The organism is Shewanella basaltis (assembly GCF_023283885.1).
Lineage (GTDB): Bacteria > Pseudomonadota > Gammaproteobacteria > Enterobacterales > Shewanellaceae > Shewanella > Shewanella basaltis.
The window spans coordinates 216347-240391 of the sequence record NZ_JAKILA010000001.1 but is presented as its reverse complement, the minus strand read 5'-3'; the positions used below and the strand labels follow the sequence as shown (position 1 = coordinate 240391).

Annotated in this window: 22 protein-coding genes; 7 read left to right on the top strand and 15 right to left on the bottom strand. The window is 45.6% G+C overall.

The window, feature by feature from the left end:
- Positions 1 to 8: 8 nt before the first annotated feature.
- Positions 9 to 1595, top strand: a complete 1587-nt coding sequence (locus L2703_RS01095; protein ID WP_248969306.1) for a PepSY-associated TM helix domain-containing protein — start codon at positions 9 to 11, stop codon at positions 1593 to 1595.
- A gap of 50 nt (positions 1596 to 1645) precedes the next feature.
- On the opposite strand, the gene L2703_RS01090 is transcribed toward L2703_RS01095, so the two are convergent.
- Positions 1646 to 2341: a pirin family protein gene (locus L2703_RS01090; RefSeq protein WP_248969305.1), complete on the bottom strand. Its 696-nt coding sequence runs from the start codon at positions 2339 to 2341 to the stop codon at positions 1646 to 1648.
- Positions 2342 to 2641: 300 nt separating this feature from the next.
- A complete protein-coding gene (locus L2703_RS01085; RefSeq protein WP_248969304.1) occupies positions 2642 to 3088 on the bottom strand; it encodes a DoxX family protein in 447 nt (148 codons plus the stop codon).
- Between the two features lie 160 nt (positions 3089 to 3248).
- On the opposite strand from L2703_RS01085, the gene L2703_RS01080 reads away from it, so the two are divergent.
- Positions 3249 to 4145 carry a LysR family transcriptional regulator gene (locus tag L2703_RS01080; RefSeq protein ID WP_248969303.1) on the top strand — a complete coding sequence of 299 codons (897 nt, stop codon included), beginning with the start codon at positions 3249 to 3251 and terminating at the stop codon, positions 4143 to 4145.
- 70 nt (positions 4146 to 4215) lie between these two features.
- Here L2703_RS01080 and L2703_RS01075 read toward each other — a convergent pair whose 3' ends face one another.
- A complete protein-coding gene (locus L2703_RS01075; RefSeq protein ID WP_248969302.1) occupies positions 4216 to 5406 on the bottom strand; it encodes an MFS transporter in 1191 nt (396 codons plus the stop codon).
- Between the two features lie 149 nt (positions 5407 to 5555).
- Here L2703_RS01075 and L2703_RS01070 point away from each other — a divergent pair, with 149 nt between their 5' ends.
- The 3 genes from L2703_RS01070 to L2703_RS01060 all read left to right on the top strand — a co-directional run bounded on the left by L2703_RS01070 (position 5556) and on the right by L2703_RS01060 (position 7831).
- Entirely contained in the window at positions 5556 to 6437 is an 882-nt protein-coding gene (locus L2703_RS01070) for a LysR family transcriptional regulator (protein ID WP_248969301.1), read from the top strand.
- Positions 6438 to 6814: 377 nt separating this feature from the next.
- Positions 6815 to 7327 carry a DUF2937 family protein gene (locus tag L2703_RS01065; protein ID WP_238104800.1) on the top strand — a complete coding sequence of 171 codons (513 nt, stop codon included), beginning with the start codon at positions 6815 to 6817 and terminating at the stop codon, positions 7325 to 7327.
- Between the two features lie 30 nt (positions 7328 to 7357).
- Positions 7358 to 7831, top strand: a complete 474-nt coding sequence (locus L2703_RS01060; protein ID WP_238104798.1) for a peroxiredoxin — start codon at positions 7358 to 7360, stop codon at positions 7829 to 7831.
- 70 nt (positions 7832 to 7901) lie between these two features.
- On the opposite strand, the gene L2703_RS01055 is transcribed toward L2703_RS01060, so the two are convergent.
- From L2703_RS01055 to L2703_RS01010, 10 genes are all read right to left on the bottom strand, one after another.
- Positions 7902 to 9857: a methyl-accepting chemotaxis protein gene (locus tag L2703_RS01055; RefSeq protein WP_248969300.1), complete on the bottom strand. Its 1956-nt coding sequence runs from the start codon at positions 9855 to 9857 to the stop codon at positions 7902 to 7904.
- Between the two features lie 269 nt (positions 9858 to 10126).
- Positions 10127 to 11470, bottom strand: coding sequence for a two-component system sensor histidine kinase EnvZ (gene envZ / locus L2703_RS01050; RefSeq protein WP_248969299.1), 1344 nt, complete (start codon positions 11468 to 11470; stop codon positions 10127 to 10129).
- A gap of 3 nt (positions 11471 to 11473) precedes the next feature.
- Positions 11474 to 12199 (bottom strand): osmolarity response regulator transcription factor OmpR, encoded by a 726-nt coding sequence (ompR, locus tag L2703_RS01045; protein ID WP_248969298.1) that lies wholly within the window; start codon positions 12197 to 12199, stop codon positions 11474 to 11476.
- Between the two features lie 116 nt (positions 12200 to 12315).
- Positions 12316 to 13044, bottom strand: a complete 729-nt coding sequence (locus tag L2703_RS01040; protein ID WP_248969297.1) for a hypothetical protein — start codon at positions 13042 to 13044, stop codon at positions 12316 to 12318.
- Positions 13045 to 13311: 267 nt separating this feature from the next.
- The gene (gene cyoE / locus L2703_RS01035; protein ID WP_248969296.1) at positions 13312 to 14244 is read right to left on the bottom strand and encodes a heme o synthase; all 933 of its coding nucleotides are present in this window, start codon (positions 14242 to 14244) and stop codon (positions 13312 to 13314) included.
- 12 nt (positions 14245 to 14256) lie between these two features.
- A complete protein-coding gene (cyoD, locus tag L2703_RS01030; RefSeq protein WP_188957676.1) occupies positions 14257 to 14586 on the bottom strand; it encodes a cytochrome o ubiquinol oxidase subunit IV in 330 nt (109 codons plus the stop codon).
- Positions 14586 to 15203: a cytochrome o ubiquinol oxidase subunit III gene (gene cyoC / locus L2703_RS01025; protein ID WP_238104779.1), complete on the bottom strand. Its 618-nt coding sequence runs from the start codon at positions 15201 to 15203 to the stop codon at positions 14586 to 14588. Before cyoC ends, cyoD begins: the two co-directional genes overlap by 1 nt.
- 2 nt (positions 15204 to 15205) lie before the next feature.
- Positions 15206 to 17206: a cytochrome o ubiquinol oxidase subunit I gene (gene cyoB / locus L2703_RS01020; protein ID WP_248969295.1), complete on the bottom strand. Its 2001-nt coding sequence runs from the start codon at positions 17204 to 17206 to the stop codon at positions 15206 to 15208.
- A gap of 2 nt (positions 17207 to 17208) precedes the next feature.
- Positions 17209 to 18246, bottom strand: a complete 1038-nt coding sequence (gene cyoA, locus L2703_RS01015; protein WP_248969294.1) for a ubiquinol oxidase subunit II — start codon at positions 18244 to 18246, stop codon at positions 17209 to 17211.
- A 152-nt stretch (positions 18247 to 18398) separates the two neighbouring features.
- On the bottom strand, positions 18399 to 18698 hold the full coding sequence (locus L2703_RS01010; RefSeq protein ID WP_248969293.1) for a hypothetical protein: 300 nt from the start codon (positions 18696 to 18698) through the stop codon (positions 18399 to 18401).
- 747 nt (positions 18699 to 19445) lie between these two features.
- On the opposite strand from L2703_RS01010, the gene L2703_RS01005 reads away from it, so the two are divergent.
- Positions 19446 to 20936 (top strand): SulP family inorganic anion transporter, encoded by a 1491-nt coding sequence (locus tag L2703_RS01005; RefSeq protein ID WP_248969292.1) that lies wholly within the window; start codon positions 19446 to 19448, stop codon positions 20934 to 20936.
- A 27-nt stretch (positions 20937 to 20963) separates the two neighbouring features.
- On the top strand, positions 20964 to 21812 hold the full coding sequence (locus L2703_RS01000; protein WP_248969291.1) for a universal stress protein: 849 nt from the start codon (positions 20964 to 20966) through the stop codon (positions 21810 to 21812).
- Between the two features lie 545 nt (positions 21813 to 22357).
- Here L2703_RS01000 and L2703_RS00995 read toward each other — a convergent pair.
- Positions 22358 to 23248, bottom strand: coding sequence for a DMT family transporter (locus L2703_RS00995; protein ID WP_248969290.1), 891 nt, complete (start codon positions 23246 to 23248; stop codon positions 22358 to 22360).
- Positions 23249 to 23383: 135 nt separating this feature from the next.
- A complete protein-coding gene (gene greB / locus L2703_RS00990) occupies positions 23384 to 23863 on the bottom strand; it encodes a transcription elongation factor GreB (RefSeq protein ID WP_248969289.1) in 480 nt (159 codons plus the stop codon).
- Positions 23864 to 24045: the final 182 nt, after the last annotated feature.

Here is a 24045-nt window from a genome sequence, read left to right as displayed (position 1 = left end):
AGTCCTCAATGAATCCTCGCATTACCTCACCGCATAAAGTGATTAAAAACCTGGTCGAAGCCCACAGTTGGCTTGGGCTGATCATTTCGCCATTGTTGTTTATCGTATTTTGGGCGGGTGCGATTACCCTGTTCCATGACGAAGTGGCGCAATGGGCAATTACGCCGCATCATCCGGTGCAAAGCAGTCAGCAAGATTTGCCACTTGGCAGCCTAGTTAAACAAAAAATGGCTGAATATCCTGTTGCTGAAGACGGGCGCTTTAGAATAAACATGCCCACTGCATTAGTGCCTTACTATATTTTTTATCTCGAAGTGGTTGACCCAACAACTGACAGCGGACGCCAGTCTTTTCCGATCTTGGTTGACCCTAAAACCGGTGAAACAGTAGCCGGTAAAGATGACTTTTTGTTGTCGCAATTTATCTATCGATTGCATTACAACCTTCATTTACCTGGTGGAAGTTACCTCATCGGGATTGTCACATTAGTGTTTTTGTTTGCCCTGGTGTCAGGGGTGTTTATTCATGCACGTAAACTGTTTAAGCATTTTTTTCAGTATCGAATAGATAAGCAGCGGCGCGATCATTTATTGGATTTACATACTGTGGTGGGCGTCATGTCGCTACCGTTTACAGTAATGTATGCCTTAAGTGGATTGGTGCTCAATTTAGCCATTGTGTTTCAATTGGCATTTGTGACGTTTATTTATCAGGGCGATCAACAAGCCTTGTTTAATGATGCGGGTTTTAAGCGGGTGGTTGAGCCGCGCAGTAAAACCCCGATGGCAATGGACAATGCGTTTACCTTGATTGAGCAAACCAAACAACAAGCCAATTTTGAGTTACGCAATGTGATTTTTCATCATTACGGTGCTGACAATGCATTAGTGCAAGTGCGTGGCACTGATACTGCCAGTTTTGCTCAGCGTGACGAAGTGACTTATCGTGTCGCCAACGGTGCCGTGGTCGATAAAGTTAATGCCGAGCAATACAACGTATTTCGTCAGGGGCGTGATGTGTTAGTGACATTGCATTTTGGTGATTTTGCCGGCATGGATGTGCGCATTTTATACTTTATTTTAGCGATGGCAGTCAGTGCAATGATTGTTGCAGGCAATATGCTGTGGATTAATCAACGTCGTGCACAGCGCCATTCTTCGCCACGCAGCATTGCCATTGCAAGCACCATCACTATTGGAGGATGTGGCGGCATTATTGTCGCTACCGCTGTTGGGTTTTTATGCGAGCGACTATTGCCTGCCACCTTAACGGCTCGCGGTGACTGGCTTGTAAGTTGTTTTGTCGTGGCTTTGTTAGCGACCATGTTAGTGAGTATTAACATTGGCAATATTAAACGTCATATTAGCCGCTTATTACTGCTTACCAGTGCATTGCTATTAACAACATTGATAGCCGATTGGCTGATGTTTGCCGAGCAAATGATCACTCTGTGGCAAAATGGCTTTACTGCGGTAATTGGGGTGCAAGTGGCAATGGTCTTTATGGCGGTTATTGGTGTGTATAGTGCGCTAAAGCTAAAAGATGCAAAGCCGATGGCGACTACTGATAACCTGAGCAATCCACTTGTGAATTAACAGCTTAAGTGCCTGCAATGTTGTTATTGCAGGCATCACGAGTGTTGGTATTAAGGCAAATCAAACAGCAGTGCAGTAGACTGGTCGTCTAGTTCATTTTTAAAGGTGATAGTGTGTCGCTCTGTTATTTTTGCACCATCACCGGCCGCGAGTCTTTGCGACTCGACCATCAGCTCTCCTGCGACTTGATGCACATACACTTTTCGCCCGGCAGCAATGGTGTACGTCAGCTGTGAATTCGGCGCTAAAATCAGTTGTGACAGGGTGGCATTTTGCTTTATGTGCAGGGTGCCATTTTCACCTGTTGGCGTGGCAATGGGGGTTAATCCTACTGGCTGGCCAAAGTTTTTTTGCTGATACCCCGGCGAACTACCTAAGGTATTGGGCTGGATCCAAATCTGTAAAAAGGTTAATGGGTCGGTTTGAGATGCATTGTATTCACTGTGCGTAATGCCGCTGCCGGCAGACATAAGCTGGAACTCACCTGCGGGTAACACTTCAACATTACCTTCACTGTCTTTATGGGCTATTGAGCCTTGCAGCACATAGCTGATGATTTCCATGTCGCGGTGACCGTGAGTGGCAAAGCCTGCACCGGGGGCTACGCTGTCATCGTTAATGACTCGCAGGGCTGAAAAGCCCATGTGCTCTGGGTCGTAATAACGGCCAAATGAGAAGCTGTGTTTGCTGTCTAACCAACCAAAATTGGCGGTACCGCGCTCGTTTGCTGGGCGTAAAGTGATCATGATGTACTCCTAACGCTTAATGTAGCTTGATACCAATCAGATGTGTGTTTGGATCTGATTGGTATTATCGAAATGTAGGTTTGCTCATTAGCACTGAAATTACTTAACCTGAGCTCGGGATAAGGGATGAACTTATACTATTTAAAATCAACAGGTTACAAATTTCTTACTTTCAAGCTTGTCATTTGTTCTGCTAACAAGGCGAATTGACGCGTCAATAGCTAGCCTATTGTAAGTCGATTCAACGCAGTGAGCAGGGCAAAGGACTGTTTGAAAGGCATTTGTTATCCCGAGCTCAGGTTACTTAGCCCATCGACGGGTTAACGCGTTGTCTAGCGCGACTTTTCCTGAGCCTGATAACGCCAATGACACGCTGGCGGCTAATAATGCCAAAGCGAACTCATAACCGTTGTTAGACATAAACAAGCCGTTACTTAAGTGCACACTGGCAATGGCAACCACCATGGTAAAAGCCAGTACAACAGCGGCTGGGCGAGTCAGTAAACCGAGTAAAATAAATAAGCCACCAAACAACTCAGCGCTGCCTGCCATAAAGGCCATTAGCACACCTGGTTCCATACCAATCGATGCCATCCATTGTCCAGTACCTTCTAAACCGTAACCGCCAAACCAACCAAATAATTTTTGGGCGCCGTGGGCCATAAAAATAATCCCCACCGGTACACGCAATGCCAATGTGTTAACGCCTGCCGTAGAGTGGGTAATGTGTTTAACGAGTGCTTTCATGGTATTTATCCTCAATATTTTTAAACTATTCTGTGATGACTGATAAAGGGCTTATTTAGCCTATCTCAGCGATTGATAAGGAGTATATTGAGACTTGATTGGATAAAAAATCGGAATAAACTGAGGTGATAGTTCAATTTTTTTGAATAGGGATAATTTTATGCACCAAGCGATTACCATCGATGCACTACGGGCCTTGGACGCCATTGAGCGCAAGGGCAGTTTTGCTGCAGCTGCGGCATCACTGTACCGCGTGCCGTCAGCATTAACTTACACAATCAAAAAACTTGAAGACGACATGGGTACGGCGTTGTTTGACCGTAGCAAACAACGGGCACAGCTCACCCCTGCGGGTAAATTAGTGTTAGAGCATGGTCGCGATATTTTGTTGGCCACTAATCGACTCATTGACTCTGTACAGCAGTTAGAGTCGGGCTGGGAAACTGAAATTAGGTTGTCGCGCGATACGGTTATTCCGCAAGCACCGCTGTTTCAGTTAATCGAGCAATTTAATCAGCTCGAACACTCAGTAGATATTAGTATCGATGTGGAAGCTGTTGGGGGTGGCTGGGATGCACTGCACAGTCGCCGCGCCGACATTGTGATTGGCGCTTCAGGCGAATTACCTCGGGGTGTATTTCAAACCCACAAAATAGGCGAGATTGAATTTGTATTTGCAGTGGCGCCGCATCATCCATTGGCCTTTGTTGATGGCATATTAGAAGCCGACAAACTTACCGAATATGCCTCGGTTGTGGTGGCAGATACCGCGCAAGTGTTGCCGACACGCAGCAGTGGCCTGTTTAAAACCAAGCAAGTGATTAAAGTGAACACCATGGAAACCAAAATAGCGGCCCAGCGCCAAGGTTTGGGGATTGGTTTTTTACCGCGGCACATGGTGCAGTACTATTTTGACAGTGGTGAGCTAATTGAAAAACAATGCTCAATTCCACGGCCTAACCAGAGCTTGTATCTTGCCTGGCATAAAGATCATCAAGGCCGAGGCTTTGAATGGTTTATTGAGCATTTGCCTAAGATTGATTGGGGATTAAGTTAGGTAGAACTGAAAATACTCAAGGGCATAAACCATGCCCTTGAGTTAACGAGTTCTAGCTCAGAAATATCTATTATGCCGTTGCCTGAGATACTGCAGTGCTATTGGTTTTATTGTCTAGCGAGCCACTGTAGCGGGTTAACGCTAATGCCAATAATACAATCACCGCGCCAACCCAGGGAGTATGCATTAAGCCGGCTTGTTCAACAATTATCCCTCCGCCCCAAGCGCCCAGTGCAATCCCCACATTAAATGCGGCAATATTGAGGCCAGAGGCTACATCCACTGCGTTAGGGGTGTGCACATGTGCCAGTTTTACCACATACACTTGTAAGCCTGGCACATTACCAAATGCAAATGCGCCCCACACCAAAATGGTAATAACCGCTGCAATAGGGTTAACCGCAGTAAAGTTAAATACCACTAAAATGGCGGCTAAACCGATAAAGATAATACTCAGCGCTTTGATTGGGCCTAACTTGTCGGCCATTTTTCCGCCCCAAATATTACCGATAGCCACTGACACGCCGTAAACCAACATGATTAGGCCAATCGCATGAGACTCAAAGCCAGACACTTGCTCTAAAATGGGGGCTAAAAATGTAAACGCGACAAAGGTGCCGCCGTAGCCTAATGCGGTAATGGCATACACTAATAATAATCGTGGCTGAGTTAATACCTTAAGTTGCGCTGATATTTTGGTGGCCGCAGGTTGTTGTAAATTGTTTGGTACCAATAAACTGCTGCCTATCAATGCAATTAAGCCTAGCAGTGCTACCGTTAAAAAGGTGGCTTGCCAGCCAAATGTTTGGCCAATATAGGTGCCCAATGGCACGCCTGTCACCAATGCGACAGTTAAGCCGGTAAACATAATCGCAATGGCACTGGCGGCTTTTTCTTTGGGCACCAACCCGGTCGCAATGGTTGAGCCAATAGAGAAAAACACCCCGTGAGCCAACCCGGTAATAATGCGCGCGGCAATTAAGGTTTCATAGCCTGGGGCTTGCCAGGCTAATACATTGCCTGCCACAAATAATGCCATTATGGTTAACAGTACATGTTTACGATTCCATTTACCTGTCAGTGCGGTTAATACCGGTGCGCCAATGGCGACACCTAGGGCATACAAGCTGACAAGTAAACCTGCTGAGGGCAATGAAACATTAAGGTCGTGTGCCATGGTGGGCAGTAATCCCACAATGACAAATTCGGTAGTACCGATGGCAAAGGCGCTTAGCGTCAATGCGAGTAGGGCTAACGGCATGATGTGTTCCTCGGTGTAAATAATATGGATGGGTGTTGCTTAATGCTGGCTATTATTCACGGTAAGTGTGTTGTAAAAAACAGTGTCTTTAGCAAATGACTTTTGTGTAAAATAAAGGTAATTAGACCGTGTATTAACCCGAGGCGTACATGCTGACTCGCTCAGATGATCTTGATATTTTATTAACTGTGGTCGACAGTGGCGGCTTTTCTGCGGCGGCTGATACGTTAAATATTCAGGTGGCTCGCGTATCGCGCGCCGTCAGTAAAATCGAGCAGCAACTCGGGGTCACCATATTAAACCGCACCACTCGGCGTATTGAACTGACCGACGAAGGCAGGCAATTTGTGGAGTCGGTAAGAACGGGCTTACTGCAATTACAACGGGCAGAAGACGAGTTAGTTAAGCGAGGTGAGTTACCGCAAGGGCGATTGCGTGTCGATGCAGCAAGCCCATTTGTGTTTCATCAACTGGTGCCGCTCATGCATGATTTTAGGCAAGCGTATCCAGACATTATGCTCGAGCTCACTTCAAATGAAGGGTATGTCGACTTATTGGAAAAACGCACAGATGTCGCCATTCGTATCGGTAAATTAAACGACTCTACCTTGTACGCTAGACCATTAGGCAAAAGTGCTTTACATATCGTCGCCTCGCCAGCCTATATTGCCCGTCGAGGCGCGCCGCAAAAAGTGGCCGACTTAGGCAGCCATGAGTTGTTAGGGTTTACCGAGCCAAAGGTGCTTAACCGCTGGCCGTTAAAAGGTAGTGAGGTAATGACACCAACGATGAGTAGCAGTAATGGTGAAACGCTGCGCCAATTGGCATTAAGCGGTAATGGTATTGCGTGTTTGTCTGGTTTTATGATTAACGACGATTTAGCCGCAGGGCGATTGGTTACCTTGCTTAATCATGACAAAATCACTGGCAGCGACCGCGAGCAAGTAAATGCCATGTATTACAAATCATCTACTGTGGCGCGCCGTATTTCAGCCTTTATTGAGTTTATTCAGCCCAGATTAACCTTGTAATACCATTGCGCGTTAGTAAGTGTTCTCTTTGCGAGAATTTAAAAGGGCTTAAACAAGGCGAATGACTGAATGAATAGTGATTCTCTTTCGACGTCATGCAACGCAGTGTAAGCCTTTTTAACACTCGCCTAAAAGGAATGCCCCAGCCGCTTTTGCTTTACGTTCTCGCTATTTGAAAGGGAACCACCATGACGACATAGCGACGCCTTAATCAAAAACCGCTGGACGCATTCTGAGTGGTCACTTATTAATGCGCAATGGTATAATCTGGACCGTAAATTAACATCAGTTTACTTATCGATACAGAGGATGCGTAGTTTACTGATTGGTGATATTGTGGCGTTTGTGAATTTCTCTCTATCTTAGCCGATGACATCATGATTAAACATTTAATGGATTATCTGCGCTTAGTGTTGTTTGTTTGTGGCGTATTGATTGGTATTCAAGTTCCTGGTTTTGTCGATCAATATGGTCAGCGTTTAGAAGCTCACCAACTAGAAGCCAAACAAAGTTTGGCCGAGTTTCAGCATGACGCCGACCGCTTTTTTGCGGGTGATATCAGCAAGCTTATTCGCCATTATCGTCAAAATAATGATCCGGTTTTCAGTGCCGGTGGCGAAAGTATTGAATCAATTTATCAACGTTATGTGGCGCTAACCGACGCATTAACGCGCTTTCGTCAACACAGTTACAGCCCATATCAGCAGTTGATTTTTGCACCGCAAACAGACATTCAAGCTGAAGTGTGGAAAAACTATTCGCATGTGATTTTATTAAAGCCCGAAGCCATTGCCATCGGCATGTTACTTGGGCTGTTGATCGCCATTTTATGTGAGTCAGTATTATCTATTTTGTATGTAGGCTGCCGTAAAGTATTGGCGCCCAAATAACCTATTTATTCACCCTAAGGAAATATGATTATGATCGCTAAAGGACAATCTCTACCAAAAGCTACATTAAGCCAACTGACAAAAGACGGTATGGTGAACCACGATGTAACAGAATTATTTGCGGGTAAAAAAGTGGTATTATTTGCCGTACCAGGTGCCTTTACGCCAACCTGTTCAGAAGCTCACTTACCTGGCTTTGTGGTACAGGCCGATGAGTTTAAAGCCAAAGGTGTTGACCTTATCGCGTGCGTGTCGGTAAACGATGCATTTGTTATGAAAGCATGGGGCGAAGCACAAAATGCCTCTGAATTAATGATGCTAGCCGACGGCGATGCCAGCTTTACTAAAGCGCTCGGCCTAGAAATGGACACCGCAGGTTTTGGCGGTATTCGTTCACAACGTTACGCGATGATTATCGATAACGGCGTAGTGACATTATTGAATGTTGAAGCGCCAAAATCATTTGAAGTGAGCACTGCAGAAGCGGTAATGGCTGCACTGTAAGCCAGGTTTCAACTCGTTTGAATTAACAATGGGCGCCTAATGTGGCGCCCATTTTTATAGAAAAAAGAGTCTACGCTTTGGCTTCGCCGATCCCGAGGTTTTGTTCAATATTGTTAACGCTGTTGCTCACTTCAAGTGCGATGGTTTCACTTTGTTCAAAAGCATCTTTTGCGCGTTGCATTAAGCTGTCCATTGCTGCGACAAACTCATCAAGATAATGCACTTGCTGCTTAGCGTGTTCGCTGCCTTGGCTGGCGCTGTTGGCCATGGCACTGGCTTGTTGTTGTACCTGTTTGGCCACCGTGAGCAGGCTTTGGGCGCGTACCTTTTGTTGTTCAGACGCGGCGCTAATGTCATTTACACTGGTGCTTAGTGCTGTGTTAGACGTGGTGAGCTGAGTTAATATCGCCATAATATCTTTGAGCGACAACTGGGTGCGATGGGATAAGTTACGCACCTCGTCAGCCACAACCGCAAAGCCGCGACCTTGCTCGCCCGCTCTGGCCGCTTCAATGGCCGCATTTAAGGCCAGTAAATTGGTTTGGTCGGCAATGTTACCGATGACATCCACAATTTTAGCGGCATCATTCACCGAGGTGCTAAGTTGATTAAGTGATTGATTACATTGGTTTACTGTTGCCAATGTATGTTCGGTTGCTGTTAATACGCCCTGAGCTTCATGCTGGCTGGCTAACATGTCTGTCATGGTTTGTTGGGCACGGTCGGTTAATTCACTAGACGACTGGTTTACTTGGTTTGCTAATTCAATTAAATCAGTGGTTTGCCCCTGCGCTTGTTGTACCACGTCTTGAGTTTTTTGAGTGCTGTTAGACAGCGAACCAATACGTGACACTAACTCACTTAATGATTGCGACACCGCAGCCATATTGTGTTTTTGCTGCTCGTCTTCTTGCTCAAACCGCTGTAGTAATCGATTAAAATGCGCGGCAATTTGGCCGGTTTCACATTGGCTGGTCACCGCTAAAGGTTCACGTTGATTGGATTCGCTCAGCATTGAAAAGGCTCGATTTAAGCGCCTTAGCGGCGTGACAACACGACGCTGTTGCAAAATAAGGTAACAAACGGCAAATAACGCTAGCACGCCGACCATGCCATACAATAACCACTGCAAGTTGAGCTTTAATTGCTGGTCTGTTTGGTTTTGTATCTCGGCTAGGGCTACCAGTTGTTGCTCTACTTGGCTGGTGGCATTAATCAGCGCTGTTTGTACCGCCTGATTTTCGTTAAGCATGGCCTCAGTGTTGCTGACTTCTTTGCTGTAGCGCTGGCTTAAGCTCAGCAGTTCTGCTCGAGGTGTTTCGCCAATTTCGATTTGCTCTGGCTCATCGTCACCTAGGGCAAATTCGTCGACTTCTTCAGTGCGATAAATCCCCAGTAAAGGCAGTTGTTGTAATTGGTCGTGCCAGGTGTTTAACGCGCCAATGGTAAACGTGACGCTATTGCTAACTCGCGTATCTTTATCAATTAATAGGGCTTGAGTGAGCTGCGATAACTGATACACCATGCTGGGTAATTCTGTGCTGAGGGCAAGATATTGTTGTGCCACGCTATTATCTTGCGGCGCCGATTGTGCGTAACGGCTTAAACTGCGGCTGTAACTGAGCATCTCTGACTCTGCAAACGCCAATAATTGACGCGGATTACCAGCTAACTTACCCGCAGCGCGATATTTTGTGTCTAAATCTTGTGTGAGCTGCACCATTAATTGGGTTAGCGAGGCACTGTCGAGTTGTGGATGAGCTTGCTGTAGTGTGCTGATACTGTCGGTAATATTATTGATGTCTGTGCGGGCTTGCTCGAGATAATTGCTTTGGCCTGTTTGCAAATATTTGTCGATATTACGGCGTACATCATATTGAAATGTATGCTGAATACGTTGCAAACTTTGGTTGAGTTGTTCACTCACTTGCCGCTGCTGATTGCTCCACAGTACGGTGGCAGCAAGCGACGCTGCGAGGAGAAGTAATAACCCCGATGCTCCTAGCGATAACGTTGATATTTTCATCAATAAAAACTCAAACAATTTCCATTGTGAGTATTTTATGGCACCAATGTTACAGTTTATCGTGTGGGGTAAGACTTATTGCTTAATAATGAGTTTCGGTTTATTTGTCTTATTTATCAGTATGTTGGTTGAGGTTTTTGTTGGTGGTGGCAAAAGCAATAAAAGGCAAAAGTGTGGTAGCTAAGTGTTAAATAGTGCAATTTGATGGTTGATAATCCATCAGATGTCATCTCTTAGTCATATACCCCATCAGCAGCATCTGGTTAACATTAATTGTCGGTGATCTTCGTGTCCATTAATGGCAACCACACTTGCGCTTTTAAGCCGCCTTGGGGGCGGTTCGACAGTTTCACTTTGCCATGGTGGCGGTCAATAATTCGCTTAATAATCGCCAGCCCTAAGCCAGAGCCGACACTGCCGCGCGCCGAATCACCTTGAGTAAAAGGTTGAAATAATTGCTCAACCTTAGTTTCGTCAATACCTGGGCCGTTATCCTCAACCGTAAAGCACACTGCATTGCTTTGATGATAAGAGCTTATTTTTATCCAGCCGTTACCGTACCGAAACGCGTTTTCGACCAGGTTGCTCAGTACACGTTTAATCGCCACGCTGTTCATGGCAATGTCGGGGCAATTGCCGAGCGACAACTCGATGGTTCCATCCCGGTGCGACTCTTGTTGGCTAATTTCTTGGATTAAGCGGTTAATTTGATCTGGCTCGCGCACACCCTCACGATCGTTACGAATATAGGCAATAAATTGGTTAATAATGGCATCCATGTCTTCAATGTCGGTGACTATGCCTTCTTTTAAATATTGGTCTTCTTCGACCATCATTTCAGATGCTAAGCGAATGCGAGTCAATGGCGTGCGTAGGTCGTGAGAGATACCAGCCATTAATAAGGCGCGGTCTTGCTCAAGCTGTTTCATGCTATGCGCCATTTGGTTAAACGCATGGGTTACTTCAACAATCTCAGTGGAGCCACTCAAGGGTAATGTGGGTGGAAAGTCGCCTTGCGATACTGCAACGGCCGCTTTTTGTAAGCGTTTTAATGGCCTGTTTTGTCTGCGGGCAAATAACCAGCCGCCGGCGACACTGAGCGCACCGATGACCAGTAAATACAAGGTTAATGGCGATAAGTCAGACTCGTTAATGCTGGTCAGTGGTACTTTAATCCATAAGCTCGGTGCTTGTGGCGGTTTTATCCACACATCAAGTTTGTCGCCCTGAGAAAAGCGTACTTCAGCTTCACCGCCCAAATACATCGACATTTGTTCAGACAAAAAACTGTAATAAGTGGCCTGACCGAGCCCGGCTTCTTGAGCTTGTTTAAGGTTGTAAACTGTCATGCCATCGTCACGCACTTTGGCATTTAAGGCATCCACCATGGTGAGATGTTCGCGGCCCACATCTACGCCATCAACAAATAATATGTTGATTTGGCGGGCAATCAGTTGGTTAATTTGCTCGTAGCTGGGTTTGATAAAGTAAACGGCAACCGACCAATACGACACTAATTGGTTAATCAGCAATAAGCTGCCAATCAGTAATACCGTTTGGCTAAATGCGCTTCGAGGTAAGAAGCGCTGCCACCATTTTAACTTAAGTTCCATCAATTACTTACGTGTGGTGCCGTCGGGTACAAACACATAACCTAAACCCCAAACCGTTTGAATATAACGTGGGTTGGCGGCATCTTTTTCAATTAAACGGCGTAGGCGAGACACTTGTACATCGATAGAGCGCTCAAGGGCAGAGTAGTCGCGGCCGCGAGCAAGATTCATTAACTTGTCGCGCGATAATGGCTCGCGTGGGTGGTTAACCAACACTTTTAATACGGCAAATTCGCCGCTAGTGAGGGCAATACTTTCGTCACCATGAAACATCTCTCGCGTGGCTAAATTCAGTGAAAACTCACCAAACTCAATCATTTCTTCTTGCTGTGCAGGCGCGCCTGGCACTTCTATGGTTTGACGACGCATTACCGCTTTAATGCGTGCTAATAACTCACGCGGATTAAACGGTTTAGGCAGGTAGTCGTCGGCACCCAGTTCAAGGCCAATAATGCGGTCTACTTCGTCGCCTTTGGCGGTGAGCATCACAATAGGAATGGGGTTTTCTTGCTGGCGTAAACGGCGACATATCGATAGGCCATCTTCACCGGGTAGCATTAAGTCGAGTACTAACAGGTGAAAATTTTCACGCTCAAGTAAGCGGTCCATTTGCTCTGCATTGGCTGCACTTCGCACTTGGAAGCCTTGCTCAATTAGGTAACGTTCTAATAATGAACGTAATCTCATGTCGTCATCGACAACGAGGATTTTAGAGGTTTCTTGGCCCATGAAATATCCTTTAACACTAAATTGATACCAGCAATGGCTCAGTATGAAGTGTAATCACTTGAATTTGAATAGCTGATTGCAGCAGAAATTGTAACTAAATAGCTGTAAAGGCCGCTTTATTGCTTAAAAAGCAGTAAATGGTTAGCTAGATTTCGCTTATCTTTGTTTAACCACAGGGCTAATTGCTGGCTATTAGGGAAATAAGCCACGCTTTGAATAATGCTAGGCAACGCAGATTTGCGTTGTGGATGACTATTAAAAAGCGGGGCTAAATGGAGTTGTTGAGCCAGCAGTTCAAATTGCCCCCATTGTAAGTGAGTAAAGTGGCCATCGGCGTGTGGGTCTTGGTGCAAGTTAATATGCACCGTGGCGTAATAACCGTTATTTAGCAGTATTAGGCTAGTCAAAGCAGGCGTCGACAATTGGTGCCACACGCCATAGACGGGGTGGGTTGTGTTGCGGTTATAACGATATTGTTTATCAGTAACGCTATCAGCATTGCTATCAACATTGAGCAGTAAGGCCGTATTGCTTTTTGTGAGTGTCATTTGGTGTGCGGGGTGGGTAATTTGATACGCCACTAAGCCCAAGTGTGGATTATTGGTATAACTGGCCATAAAGCGCACACCATTAGGCGCAATAGCGAGTCGGCCCCATTCGGCCACGCTTTGATGCGGCGTTAGGTGGTTGAGCTTGATGTATAAATAGCTCAAGTCGCGGTTTAATTGCAGTAAGGTGATGTGCTCTGGGGTGTCGATAATCCAATTGCCGAAAAATGCGTGCTGAACATTTGAGGTTAATGTTTGCGCTGTTGCGTTGACGGGCGCCGTTAGTGCTAGGTGCATGACTACGCACAATATGCAAAAGCGCAATGGTTTGCTAGCACAATTGATAAGGGCAGTAAGCAACAGTGTTGTTAATGCGGTAAACATAATATCCCTTTATGTTTTTAGAATGGGTTTAAGATCAATCCGCATGAACTAGGGTATATGCCGAACCGCATGCGGTAATTTAAATGAACTTTAACCCTAGTCAATATTGCCGATAAATCAAATAAAAAGCCCGCAGCATAGGCTTACGGGCTTGGTATCAAAACAAATAGAGGTGGCAGGTTAAGGTACTAATGTCAGCAGTGGCGCTTGAGCGGCAACCTGGAAATCTAATGCCATGGTTACGCTTAATGCGGTAATGGTAATAATAGAAAATCCAAATACCTGCCGAGCCCAAGACTGCAAATTGATGTCCTGGCGGTAACCTTTAAGTGCCATCGCTAACCACCAAAAACTGGTGGCGCAAGTGACTGCAGTAAAGGCGATGCCTGTGTATCCGGCTAATGGCAGTAATACGCTCACTAAGGCAAATACGGCAATGTATAACACAATATGCAATTTGGCTTTAGCCATGCCTTCTGCAACGGGTAACACCGGGATGTTAGCCGCGGCGTAGTCGTCAAAGCGAAAAATGGCAATTGCATACGAGTGAGGCATTTGCCATAGGCTAAACATCAGCAGCAAGATACCTGCGCCCATGTCCATTTGCCCGGTCACCGCGCAATACCCCACAACCGGTGGCACAGCACCCGAAAAACTGCCCACTAAGGTGCCGTAAACCGAGTTGCGTTTCATGTATAGGCTATACACGCCGACATAAACCCCATAGCCAATGGCAGCAAACAAGACTGCTAGGCTGTTGGTAAATATTGCCAACATAGCAAATCCAATTGCGCCAAGGCCTAACCCAAACATCAATACCGATGAAATGGACAGTTCACCTGTTACGGTAACGCGTTTACAGGTGCGCTGCATTTTTGCGTCGATGTCGCGGTCAATACAGTTATTGATTGCGCAACCCGACGCCACCACTAAAGACAAGCCTAACATGGTGGCTAGCATCAAGGTCACATCAACATTGCCCTGAGCCGCGAGTAAAAAACCGCCCGCGACAGAAATTAAATTGCCCATGATGATGCCAGGTTTAGTGACCTGAACATATCCTCGTAAGCGTGAGGTTAATTGTGCTGACATAGATTGACCTTGATTATTCATTAGCGCTTTGGGTTACATCATCAATTCGTTAGCTGCGTAGATAATCCACACAGACAACCCCACAACCATGACAATAATCAAGGCGGTGAATAAGAACGAGAATGTATTGAGCTTACCTTCTTTAGAAAAATCTAAATGGAGGAAGTATTTAAGGTGCACCACGATTTGCACTATGGCGGTTATCACCACGACCCATATCGTTGTGGCATGGTCAAACTGGTGTGTCATCACCGACCAAAACGGGATTGCGGTTAATACAACCGACAACACAAAACCGACAACATACGATTTGATACTGGCCGCAAAATCGCCAACATCATGGCTTGAATGTGCATGGCTCATTACAAGGCTCCTAACAAATAAACAACGGTAAACACACACACCCAAACGATGTCTAAGAAGTGCCAAAACAAACTTAAGCAGCTCAAACGAGTCACGCTGCGATTGGTTAAACCGGTTGTTAATACCTCAACCATCATAATCAGCATCCAAATTAAGCCAGCGGTGACATGCAAACCATGCATGCCGACTAGGGCAAAAAAGGCCGATAAAAAGGCGCTGCGATCAGGGCCATTACCGTGTTCAATTAAGTGGTGGAATTCGTACACTTCCATGCCAATAAACACACAACCTAACGCAAAGGTGATTAACAGCCAGCCTAAGGTTGCCGCTTTCTTTTGGTGTTTAGCGCAAATCATTGCTACGCCATAGGTAATACTACTGACCAATAGCGCGGCGGTTTCAATAAGTACAAAGTCGAGCTCAAAAATATCTTTACCAGACACGCCACCGTCGGTGTTCATAAACAATACGGCGTAAGTGGCAAAGACCGAGGCAAACAAAATACAGTCGGTCATTAGGTAAATCCAAAAACCGAATAAGGTGTTGCCGCTAGTGTCGTGGTGCTCATGCTCATGAGAATGAGCCATGTGTAAATCTGCTTGAATAGCAATACTCATTATCAGCCCCTTGCTAGGTTAGTGAGGTTTGCAGTGACATTATCTAGGTGTGCATTTTCAATTAATGCAACGTCTTTGGGCTGCACGTAATAGTCAACATCGCTGTCGTAAGCGCGCACCAAAAACAGCACAAATGCACTGATAAAACCGACAATAGCTAACCACCAAATATGCCAAATTGCCGCAAAGCCAACCGCCGTTATACACGCCGCCATAAAAATACCGCTGGCGGTGTTTTTAGGCATGTGGATTGGCTGATACTTTTGCGCACGTTGATACGCCTGGCCTTTTTCTTTCATGTCGGTAAAGGCATCAATGTCAGACACATGGGGTAATGTTGCGAAGTTATAAAACTGCGGTGGTGACGAGGTAGACCACTCTAAAGTATGGCCATTCCACGGGTCGCCAGTGGTGTCTAGATTTTGCTGACGGTCGCGGAAGCTCACATACAATTGCACAAACTGTAAAATGATGCCGGCCAAAATAATAAAGGCGCCCACAGCCGCAAAGTAAATCCAGAAGTTCCAAGCTGGGTTGTCTGTGTGGTTAATACGACGTGTCATACCCATAAAGCCAAGTACATACAGTGGCATAAACGCCACATAGAAACCAATTTGCCAGCACCAGAATGACGCTTTACCTAAGCGCTCATTTAAGTGGAAGCCCATGGCTTTAGGGAACCAAAATGCAAAGCCTGCCATGTACCCAAATACCGCACCACCTAAAATGGTGTTATGAAAATGAGCAATTAAAAATAGGCTGTTGTGTAATACGTAATCCGCCCCAGGTACCGCCAGTAATACGCCGGTCATGCCGCCAATAGTAAAGGTGACCATAAAGCCTAGGGTCCACAATACTGGTACGGTAATGCGTAAACGGCCACGGTAAATGGTAAATAACCAGTTAAACAGTTTTACCCCAGTCGGCACCGCAATCACCATGGTCATTACCCCAAAGAAGGCGTTAACGTTGGCGCTTGAGCCCATGGTGAAAAAGTGGTGTAACCATACAATAAAACCAAGAATAGAAATCGCGCCACTTGCCCACACCATTGAGCTGTAGCCAAATAAGCGTTTTGAGGTAAAGGTTGAGATCACTTCTGAGAAAATACCAAATGCCGGTAAAATCAGAATATACACTTCAGGATGTCCCCAAGCCCAAAACAGGTTGATGTACATCATGGCGTTGCCGCCACCATCATTAGTAAAGAAGTGGAAATCGAGGTAACGATCTAGGGTTAATAAGCCTAACACCGCGGTTAAAATGGGGAACGAGGCAACGATTAAGATATTGGCCCAGGTACAGGTCCAGGTAAAAATGGGCATTTGCATCAGCTTCATGCCTGGCGCGCGCATTTTTAATACTGTGGCAATAAAGTTCACCCCAGTTAAGGTTGTCCCTATGCCCGATATTTGCAAGGCCCAGATATAATAATCGACCCCCACCCCTGGGCTGTAAGCCAGCTCCGATAATGGCGGATAAGCCACCCAACCGGTTTTGGCAAATTCACCGAGCCCAAGTGATATGTTAATTAACACCGCACCTGATGCCGTTAGCCAAAAGCTTAAGTTGTTTAAAAACGGAAACGCCACATCGCGGGCGCCAATTTGCAAGGGTAATACCAAGTTCATTAGACCGATCATAAATGGCATGGCCATAAAGATAATCATGATCACGCCGTGGGCAGTGAAGATTTGGTCGTAATGTTCTGGTGGCAAATATCCTGCAGCACCATTGGTGGCAAGTGCTTGTTGGGTTCGCATCATAATCGCGTCTGAAAAGCCGCGAATAAGCATAATTAACGCAAGTAAAATATACATAATGCCGAGCTTTTTATGATCGACAGAGGTGATCCAGTCGTGCCACAAAATGCCCCACTTTTGATGTTTAGTAATGAGCGCTGCAATAATCAATCCAATCACGCCAACAACCGCAAGGGTGACCATAATAATGGGTTCGTGATACGGAATAGACTCGAGGGTTAATTTTCCAAGAAATGACATAATTACTCCGCCTCCCCAGAGGCAATGGATGATTGCTCAGTAGATGAGTGTGTTTGGTCTGCGTCCATGTCTTTCATATGTTGCATGTGCTGCATATGTTGAGCGTGGTCCATGCCTTTCATATCTTCCATGTTGCCCATGTCGTGCATACCTTCCATATCTTCCATACCGCTCATGCTGCCCATCGATTTCATATTCGAGTCTGGGTGCATGTATTGCATCACAATGTAATTGAACATGCCTTGTTGCACTGAGCCGTAATATTGCACAGGGTTGTTTTCGCTCTTTTTCGCTAATTGCTTGTATTGTTCAACGTTTAAAGGCGAACCTTGCTGCTTAACCTTAGCAACCCAGGCGTCAAAGTCGTCTGCTGTGGGCGTGGCGATGGCATTAAACTTCATGCCCGCAAAACCAGCACCGCTGTAATTAGCTGAAATCCCCTCAAAGGTGCCCGGTTCGTTGGCAATAAGGTGCAACTTAGTCGCCATACCTGCCATTGAGTAAATTTGGCTGCCTAGCTGCGGAATGAAAAATGAGTTCATTGCCGTGTCTGAGGTAATTTTAAAGTTAACCGGTACATTGGCCGGGAAAGCCAATTCATTAACCGATGCAATACCTTGTTCTGGATAGATAAATAACCATTTCCAGTCAAGAGATACCACCTGCACCGTAATGGGTTTTGCCTGGTGTTCAAGGGGTTTGTAGGGGTCAAGCTTGTGGGTTGAGTCCCAGGTGATCACGCCTAAAATGATGACAATAATCACTGGCACTAACCACACTACAATTTCAATGGTTTTAGAGTGGGCCCATTTAGGCGCATAAATTTCGTGATCGCGGCCGTCGCGGTATTTCCACGCAAAGTACAGCGTCATAAAAATAACCGGAATAACCACAATCAACATTAACAATGTCGACACTATGATGAGGTGTTTTTCATCCATGCCAACTTGACCTTTAGGGTCGAGCACACCACCTTCGCAACCAGCTAGCAGTAATGCAATTGCTGCCAGTGCGGCTTTACTTAATTTTCGAATGAACAAAGGAAGATTCCTCTCGCCTTAAAAGCTTACTTCGCTGCCAACCCTAGGGTTGTGCAGATTAAGAGCAACACGAAACACAAGTCACTGACCAAACGCGGCAGCTATTTGCTTTAATACCAAAGCTTTTGTGATAACGAGTTGTTGAGTTTGAGCTAAAACGAAAAGTAACGAGGTGGGGCGCGGCAGCCGTGTGCCGTGTAGTCTAACGACTTAGGAATAATAGGAGATAGAGCGCTTAGCGCATCGCTTAATTCAAGCAGATTGCCAAATTTAGAATTGAGGTGAAACAAACGCCAAAATTGTTCAAGCACCATAGGGTTTAGCACAATTAAGCTGAGTAAACTTGCGCCTAAACATTCTGCTAAAAGGCCGTCGGCGATGGCGATAAACTCGCTGATATCGATAAAGTGACCCACTGAAATCGATAAGGCATCGGCCAAAGGTTGCAGCAATAGTAATCCGAAACACAAAGTTAAATGTGCTTTACTCAGTTTGGATAATCTTGCAATGCGCCTTAGTGGCTTAACAAGATTTTGGCAAAGAGTTGGATTCAAAAAACGTTTCCGCCTGAGCGTAAAAGTTGTGATTGTCGCATTAAAAAACTGCGAGTGATTATACGGCAGGAGAATACCAAGAAGCGGCTATTAATTGAAAGTGGTTAAGGCCAGTAAAACTGCGCAAAGATTAAATAAACCTTAAAAACAACCAAAAACAAACAAATTGATAACAAAATTAACTGTATTTTTACTGTTTGTTGTCTCAATAAAGGTAAAATCGTGATCGTTAGCACATTAAGCGGTCAGTAAAAGGTGAACGAGTGTCATAAATGATTTGTTTCAGCATGATATTCTGTGCCTGTTAGAGAGGCATACAAACAGAGAGTCAGCGTGATGGAAAATGTGGACTATTTTAGTGACAGATTTTGACTTTCAACCAACTGAACTATATTCTTTGTCGCTGCTTTGAAGCGCACTGGCGTTTTTTAAAGCAAAATCTTGCAGGAACTTAGCCGCATTAGTTAAACCCTCCTTTTTTGGATTGCGACAATCCATCTGTAGTGGCTGTTTTGCTTTACCCCATATTTAATAGCATCTCGTTGCGTGACGGATCAACATCTTAGAAGCTGTAGGCGATATGTCAGTTTCGGGAAAGCACGTACTATTGAAATAAATGACTGAATTTTAAACAGAGTGAATAACATGATACAAACCATGAAAAAAGAATGGTTCTCTAACATCCGCGGCGATCTTCTAGCCGGTCTTGTGGTGGCGCTGGCGTTAATTCCAGAGGCCATTGCCTTTTCGATTATTGCCGGTGTCGACCCTAAAGTAGGGTTATATGCTTCGTTCTGTATTGCGGTGGTGATTGCATTTACCGGCGGCCGCCCTGGAATGATCTCTGCGGCAACGGGTGCAATGGCACTGCTAATGGTCACCTTAGTTAAAGAGCATGGCCTTGAATACTTACTGGCCGCCACCTTATTAACCGGTGTATTCCAAATTGTGGCAGGTTATTTAAAGCTGGGTAACTTAATGCGCTTTGTGTCACGCTCGGTGGTGACTGGCTTTGTGAACGCCTTAGCCATTTTAATCTTTATGGCGCAAGTGCCTGAGCTGATTGATGTGACTTGGCATGTATACGCCATGACCGCAACAGGCCTTGGGATTATTTACTTATTCCCGCTTATTCCGGTTATTGGTAAATCATTACCGTCACCGTTAGTGTGTATTGTTGGTTTAACCATTTTTGCGGTATTTATGGGTATTGATGTGCGCACAGTAGGCGATATGGGCCAACTGCCTGACACCTTACCTATCTTCTTGTGGCCAGAAGTGCCATTAACCCTTGAAACCCTGATGATCATTTTCCCTTATTCAGCAGGCCTTGCGGTAGTTGGTTTGTTGGAATCAATGATGACAGCCACTATTGTTGATGACTTAACCGATACCCAAAGTGACAAAAACCGTGAGTGTAAAGGCCAAGGTATTGCCAACATTGGTGCTGGTTTAATGGGCGGTATGGCTGGTTGTGCCATGATTGGTCAGTCGATTATTAACGTTAAATCGGGTGGCCGAGGCAGATTATCTACCTTTTCTGCTGGTGTGTTTTTGCTGATTTTAATCGTCTTTTTAGGTGACTGGTTAAAGCTTATTCCTATGGCGGCCTTAGTGGCGGTGATGATCATGGTGTCTATTGGGACCTTCTCATGGGATTCAATCCGTAACCTAAAGCATCACCCCATGTCGACAAACCTTGTGATGGTGGCCACGGTTGTGGTGGTTGTTGCTACCCATAACCTGGCGATTGGGGTATTTGTAGGGGTGTTATTGGCGTCATTATTTTTTGCCAATAAAGTGGGTCGATTCATGGTGGTGAAAAGTTCAGCCATTACCCCTGAAACCGGTCGCCATTATCAAATTGTGGGCCAGGTGTTTTTTGCCTCGGCAGACAAGTTTAGCCAATCATTTGATTTTAAAGAAGTGGTAGATAAAGTCACCATCGACTTATCACTGGCGCATTTTTGGGATATCACCGCAGTATCGGCACTCGATAAAGTGGTGATTAAATTCCGCCGAGACGGCACCGAGGTTGAGTTAATTGGCTTAAACGAAGCCAGTGCGACCATCGTTGATAAATTTGGTGTGCACGATAAACCTGAAGAAGTCGAAAAAATGATGTCGGGTCACTAACCTGAGCACCACCAAAGGAGAACAATAATGACAAATGTGATTGCTTGTATCGACGGTTCAAAAGCCACCTTAGCGGTATGTGATGCCAGCGTATGGGCGGCCACTCAAATGGCTGCGCCAGTGACCTTGTTACATGTGTTAGATAAATCTGTGTATCCAACACAATTGAATTTATCTGGCAGCATTGGTTTAGGCACGCGTGAACACCTACTCGACGAAATGGTTGAACTTGAAGGGCGCAGAAGCAAACTGGCACTCGAGCAAGGCAAATACATGCTCGACGATGCTAAAAACAGTATTGCAGAGCAACAAGCGAGTGTTACGGTAGACACCTTACAGCGCCATGGCGATTTAATTGAAACCCTGTTAGAGCAAGAGCCCAATGCACGCTTAGTGGTCATGGGGCGTCAAGGTGAGCAGCACCAGGACCACCCTATTGGCAGCCATATTGAGAGTGTTATTCGCACGCTTAAGCAACCCATTTTAGTGGTTATGCCTGAGTTTACTGCACCTAAGCGCTTTATCTTTGCTTATGATGGCAGTGCTACGGCGAAAAAGGCCCTAGCGCGAGTGGCCGCCAGCCCTTTGCTTAAAGGTTTAGCGTGTCACTTAGTGATGGTGTCAGACAATCAAACTCAAGCCAGTGCTGAACTTGCCGCAGCCGCCGATACCTTAAACGGTGCAGACTTTACCGTGAGCACCGCAGTGTGTCAGGGCGAAGTGCAAGCGGCATTAGAAGCCTACCAAATTGAGCATAGCATCGACTTAATGGTCATGGGCGCGTATGGCCATTCGCGTATTCGCGAGTTTTTTGTGGGTAGCAATACCACCAGAATGATCAGCAAAAGCAAAATCCCGTTATTACTATTGCGTTAGTCATAATGACTCGCTGACAGCTAAGAGCTAAGAGCTGATAGCTTAAAAGCCACTTCGGCAGTGTATGTTGGAGTGGCTTTTAGTTTACGGCATGGTTGCGGTGATTTAAGGCCTACGAGCGCTACATCGTCGTGCTTCGAAGACGCCAGAGCATGGACAAAGGTGACTTTGACTCCATTCAATTTCGTTTCATTTCACTAAATTCGACTTCATTAAACCTGTCTTCATAAAACTCGTTCGGGACGGCGATAAATTAGCTCACAAGCTTTGTCAAAAAACGAGTCAGTCTCTGGCGCAGATGAAGCACCACAACCTTAATGCCTGCAGGCTATATCTTGATGCTATTGCTGACTAAGCTTTGCTATTTAACCTGAGTTCGGGATAAGGGGTGAACTTATGCTATTTAAAATCAACATGTTACCCTTTCTCACTTTCAAGCTTGTCATTTGTTCTGCTAACAAGGCGAATTGACGCGTCAATAGCTAGCCTATTGCAAGTCGATTCAACGCAGTTAACAGGGCAAAGGACTGTTTGAAAGGCGTTTATTATCCCGATCTCAGGTTATTTACCACTGTAGCACTGACTCTTTTACGTGTTTGGCTGAGCGTGTAAACGCCGCTAATCACAACGAGTAGGCTGCCAAGTAGCGTCATGACGTCGGGTGATTCACCGAATATCAATATGCCCAACGCCAAGGCAAATAATAAACGGGTGTAACGAAAGGGTGCGATGACTGACACGTCGCCTGCGCGCATGGCAATGGTAAGGGCATGATAAGCCGCGACGCCAAAAATAATTGCGCCGATGATTTGCAGTGATGTGAGGAAGTTAAGCTGTGATGGCTCATTTTGATATAGCGCAATGGCGATCCCTGCAGGGATTAATACAAAAAAACCATATACCCCAAGTTGCATGTTCGATAACACTGGCGGCGCTGCGCGAGTGGCTAAATCGCGGCCGGCAAAGCCTAATGTGGCGATGACCGCAAGTAGTGAGTTAGCTTCAAACCCAGCAAGCCCGGGGCGGATTATCATTAATACCCCAATAAATCCCACCAGTACCGCAAGCCATCGTTTAACCCCTACGTGTTCACCAAATAATAATGCTGCGCCTATCATGGCAATCAAGGGTGTTGCTTGTAATATTGCTGATGCACTAGAGAGTGGTGTGAGCGTAATGGCCAGGGCAAAGCTAAAGCGGCCAATGACTTCACACAATGCGCGGATTAAAATCGGTGCAGTGAGTATGGCCGGATGCAGTATCTTTTGACCTTTACGCCATGCCAGCAGCATAAAAATCAGCATGCCACCGAGGCCAAATAGCGCCAGAATGTAGCCTAAAGAGGCGGTTTCGGCTGCGGATTTAATCAGCATGTCTTCAATGGCAAAAGCGGCCATGGCCACAACCATGTAGAGACTGCCTTTAGTATTGTTCAATGGTGCACCTACTGGAGCGTTCAGCGATAAAAGAGACGGTAAACGCTATTCACCTAGTTTGTATGAATGACAGCGTTTGAGTGTGTTAACTCGCTGATTATTAGCAGCTATCGATTAGGCAACATTAAATGACTTTTAGTCTTTGGTATAGGTAATTTTATTAATGTACCAGGTCTTATCGCCTTGAGGTGTGCTGACCACCGCTTCGTCGTCGACTTCTTTTTTGAGCAGCGCGCGTGCCATGGGCGAGTCGATAGAGATGTAATCTTTGCGTTCGTCGTAGATTTCTTCTGGGCCGACAATTTTAAAGGTTTTAATGTCGCCGTTGTCGTTTTCAATTTCTACTGTGGCACCAAAAAACACTTTGCCTTCTTGCTCTGGGGCGTAATAAACAATTTTTAGTTCTGGCAGCAGTTTGCGTAAATAACGAACACGACGGTCGATTTGTCTTAATAAACGTTTATTGAAAGTGTAGTCAGCGTTTTCTGAACGATCGCCAAGGCTGGCAGCCCAGGCCACAATTTTGGTCACTTCAGGGCGTTTTTCTTTCCAGAGGTAATCATGTTCAAGTCTGAGCTTGTTGTAGCCTTCTAGGGTAATTAACTTGGTTTTCACTTTTGCTACTCTTTCGCATTACATTGTTGATTAAAGCTAGGAAGCATATCACCAGCGCATAGGCGGTGCATTGCTTGTTTTTTGCCGAAGATCATAAAGCCTGTCGTACTAGCAGCCAATTAATAGTCTTTATGGTATCTTTGGCGTAATTTTATTTTAAACCATGCCGAATTCTACTGATT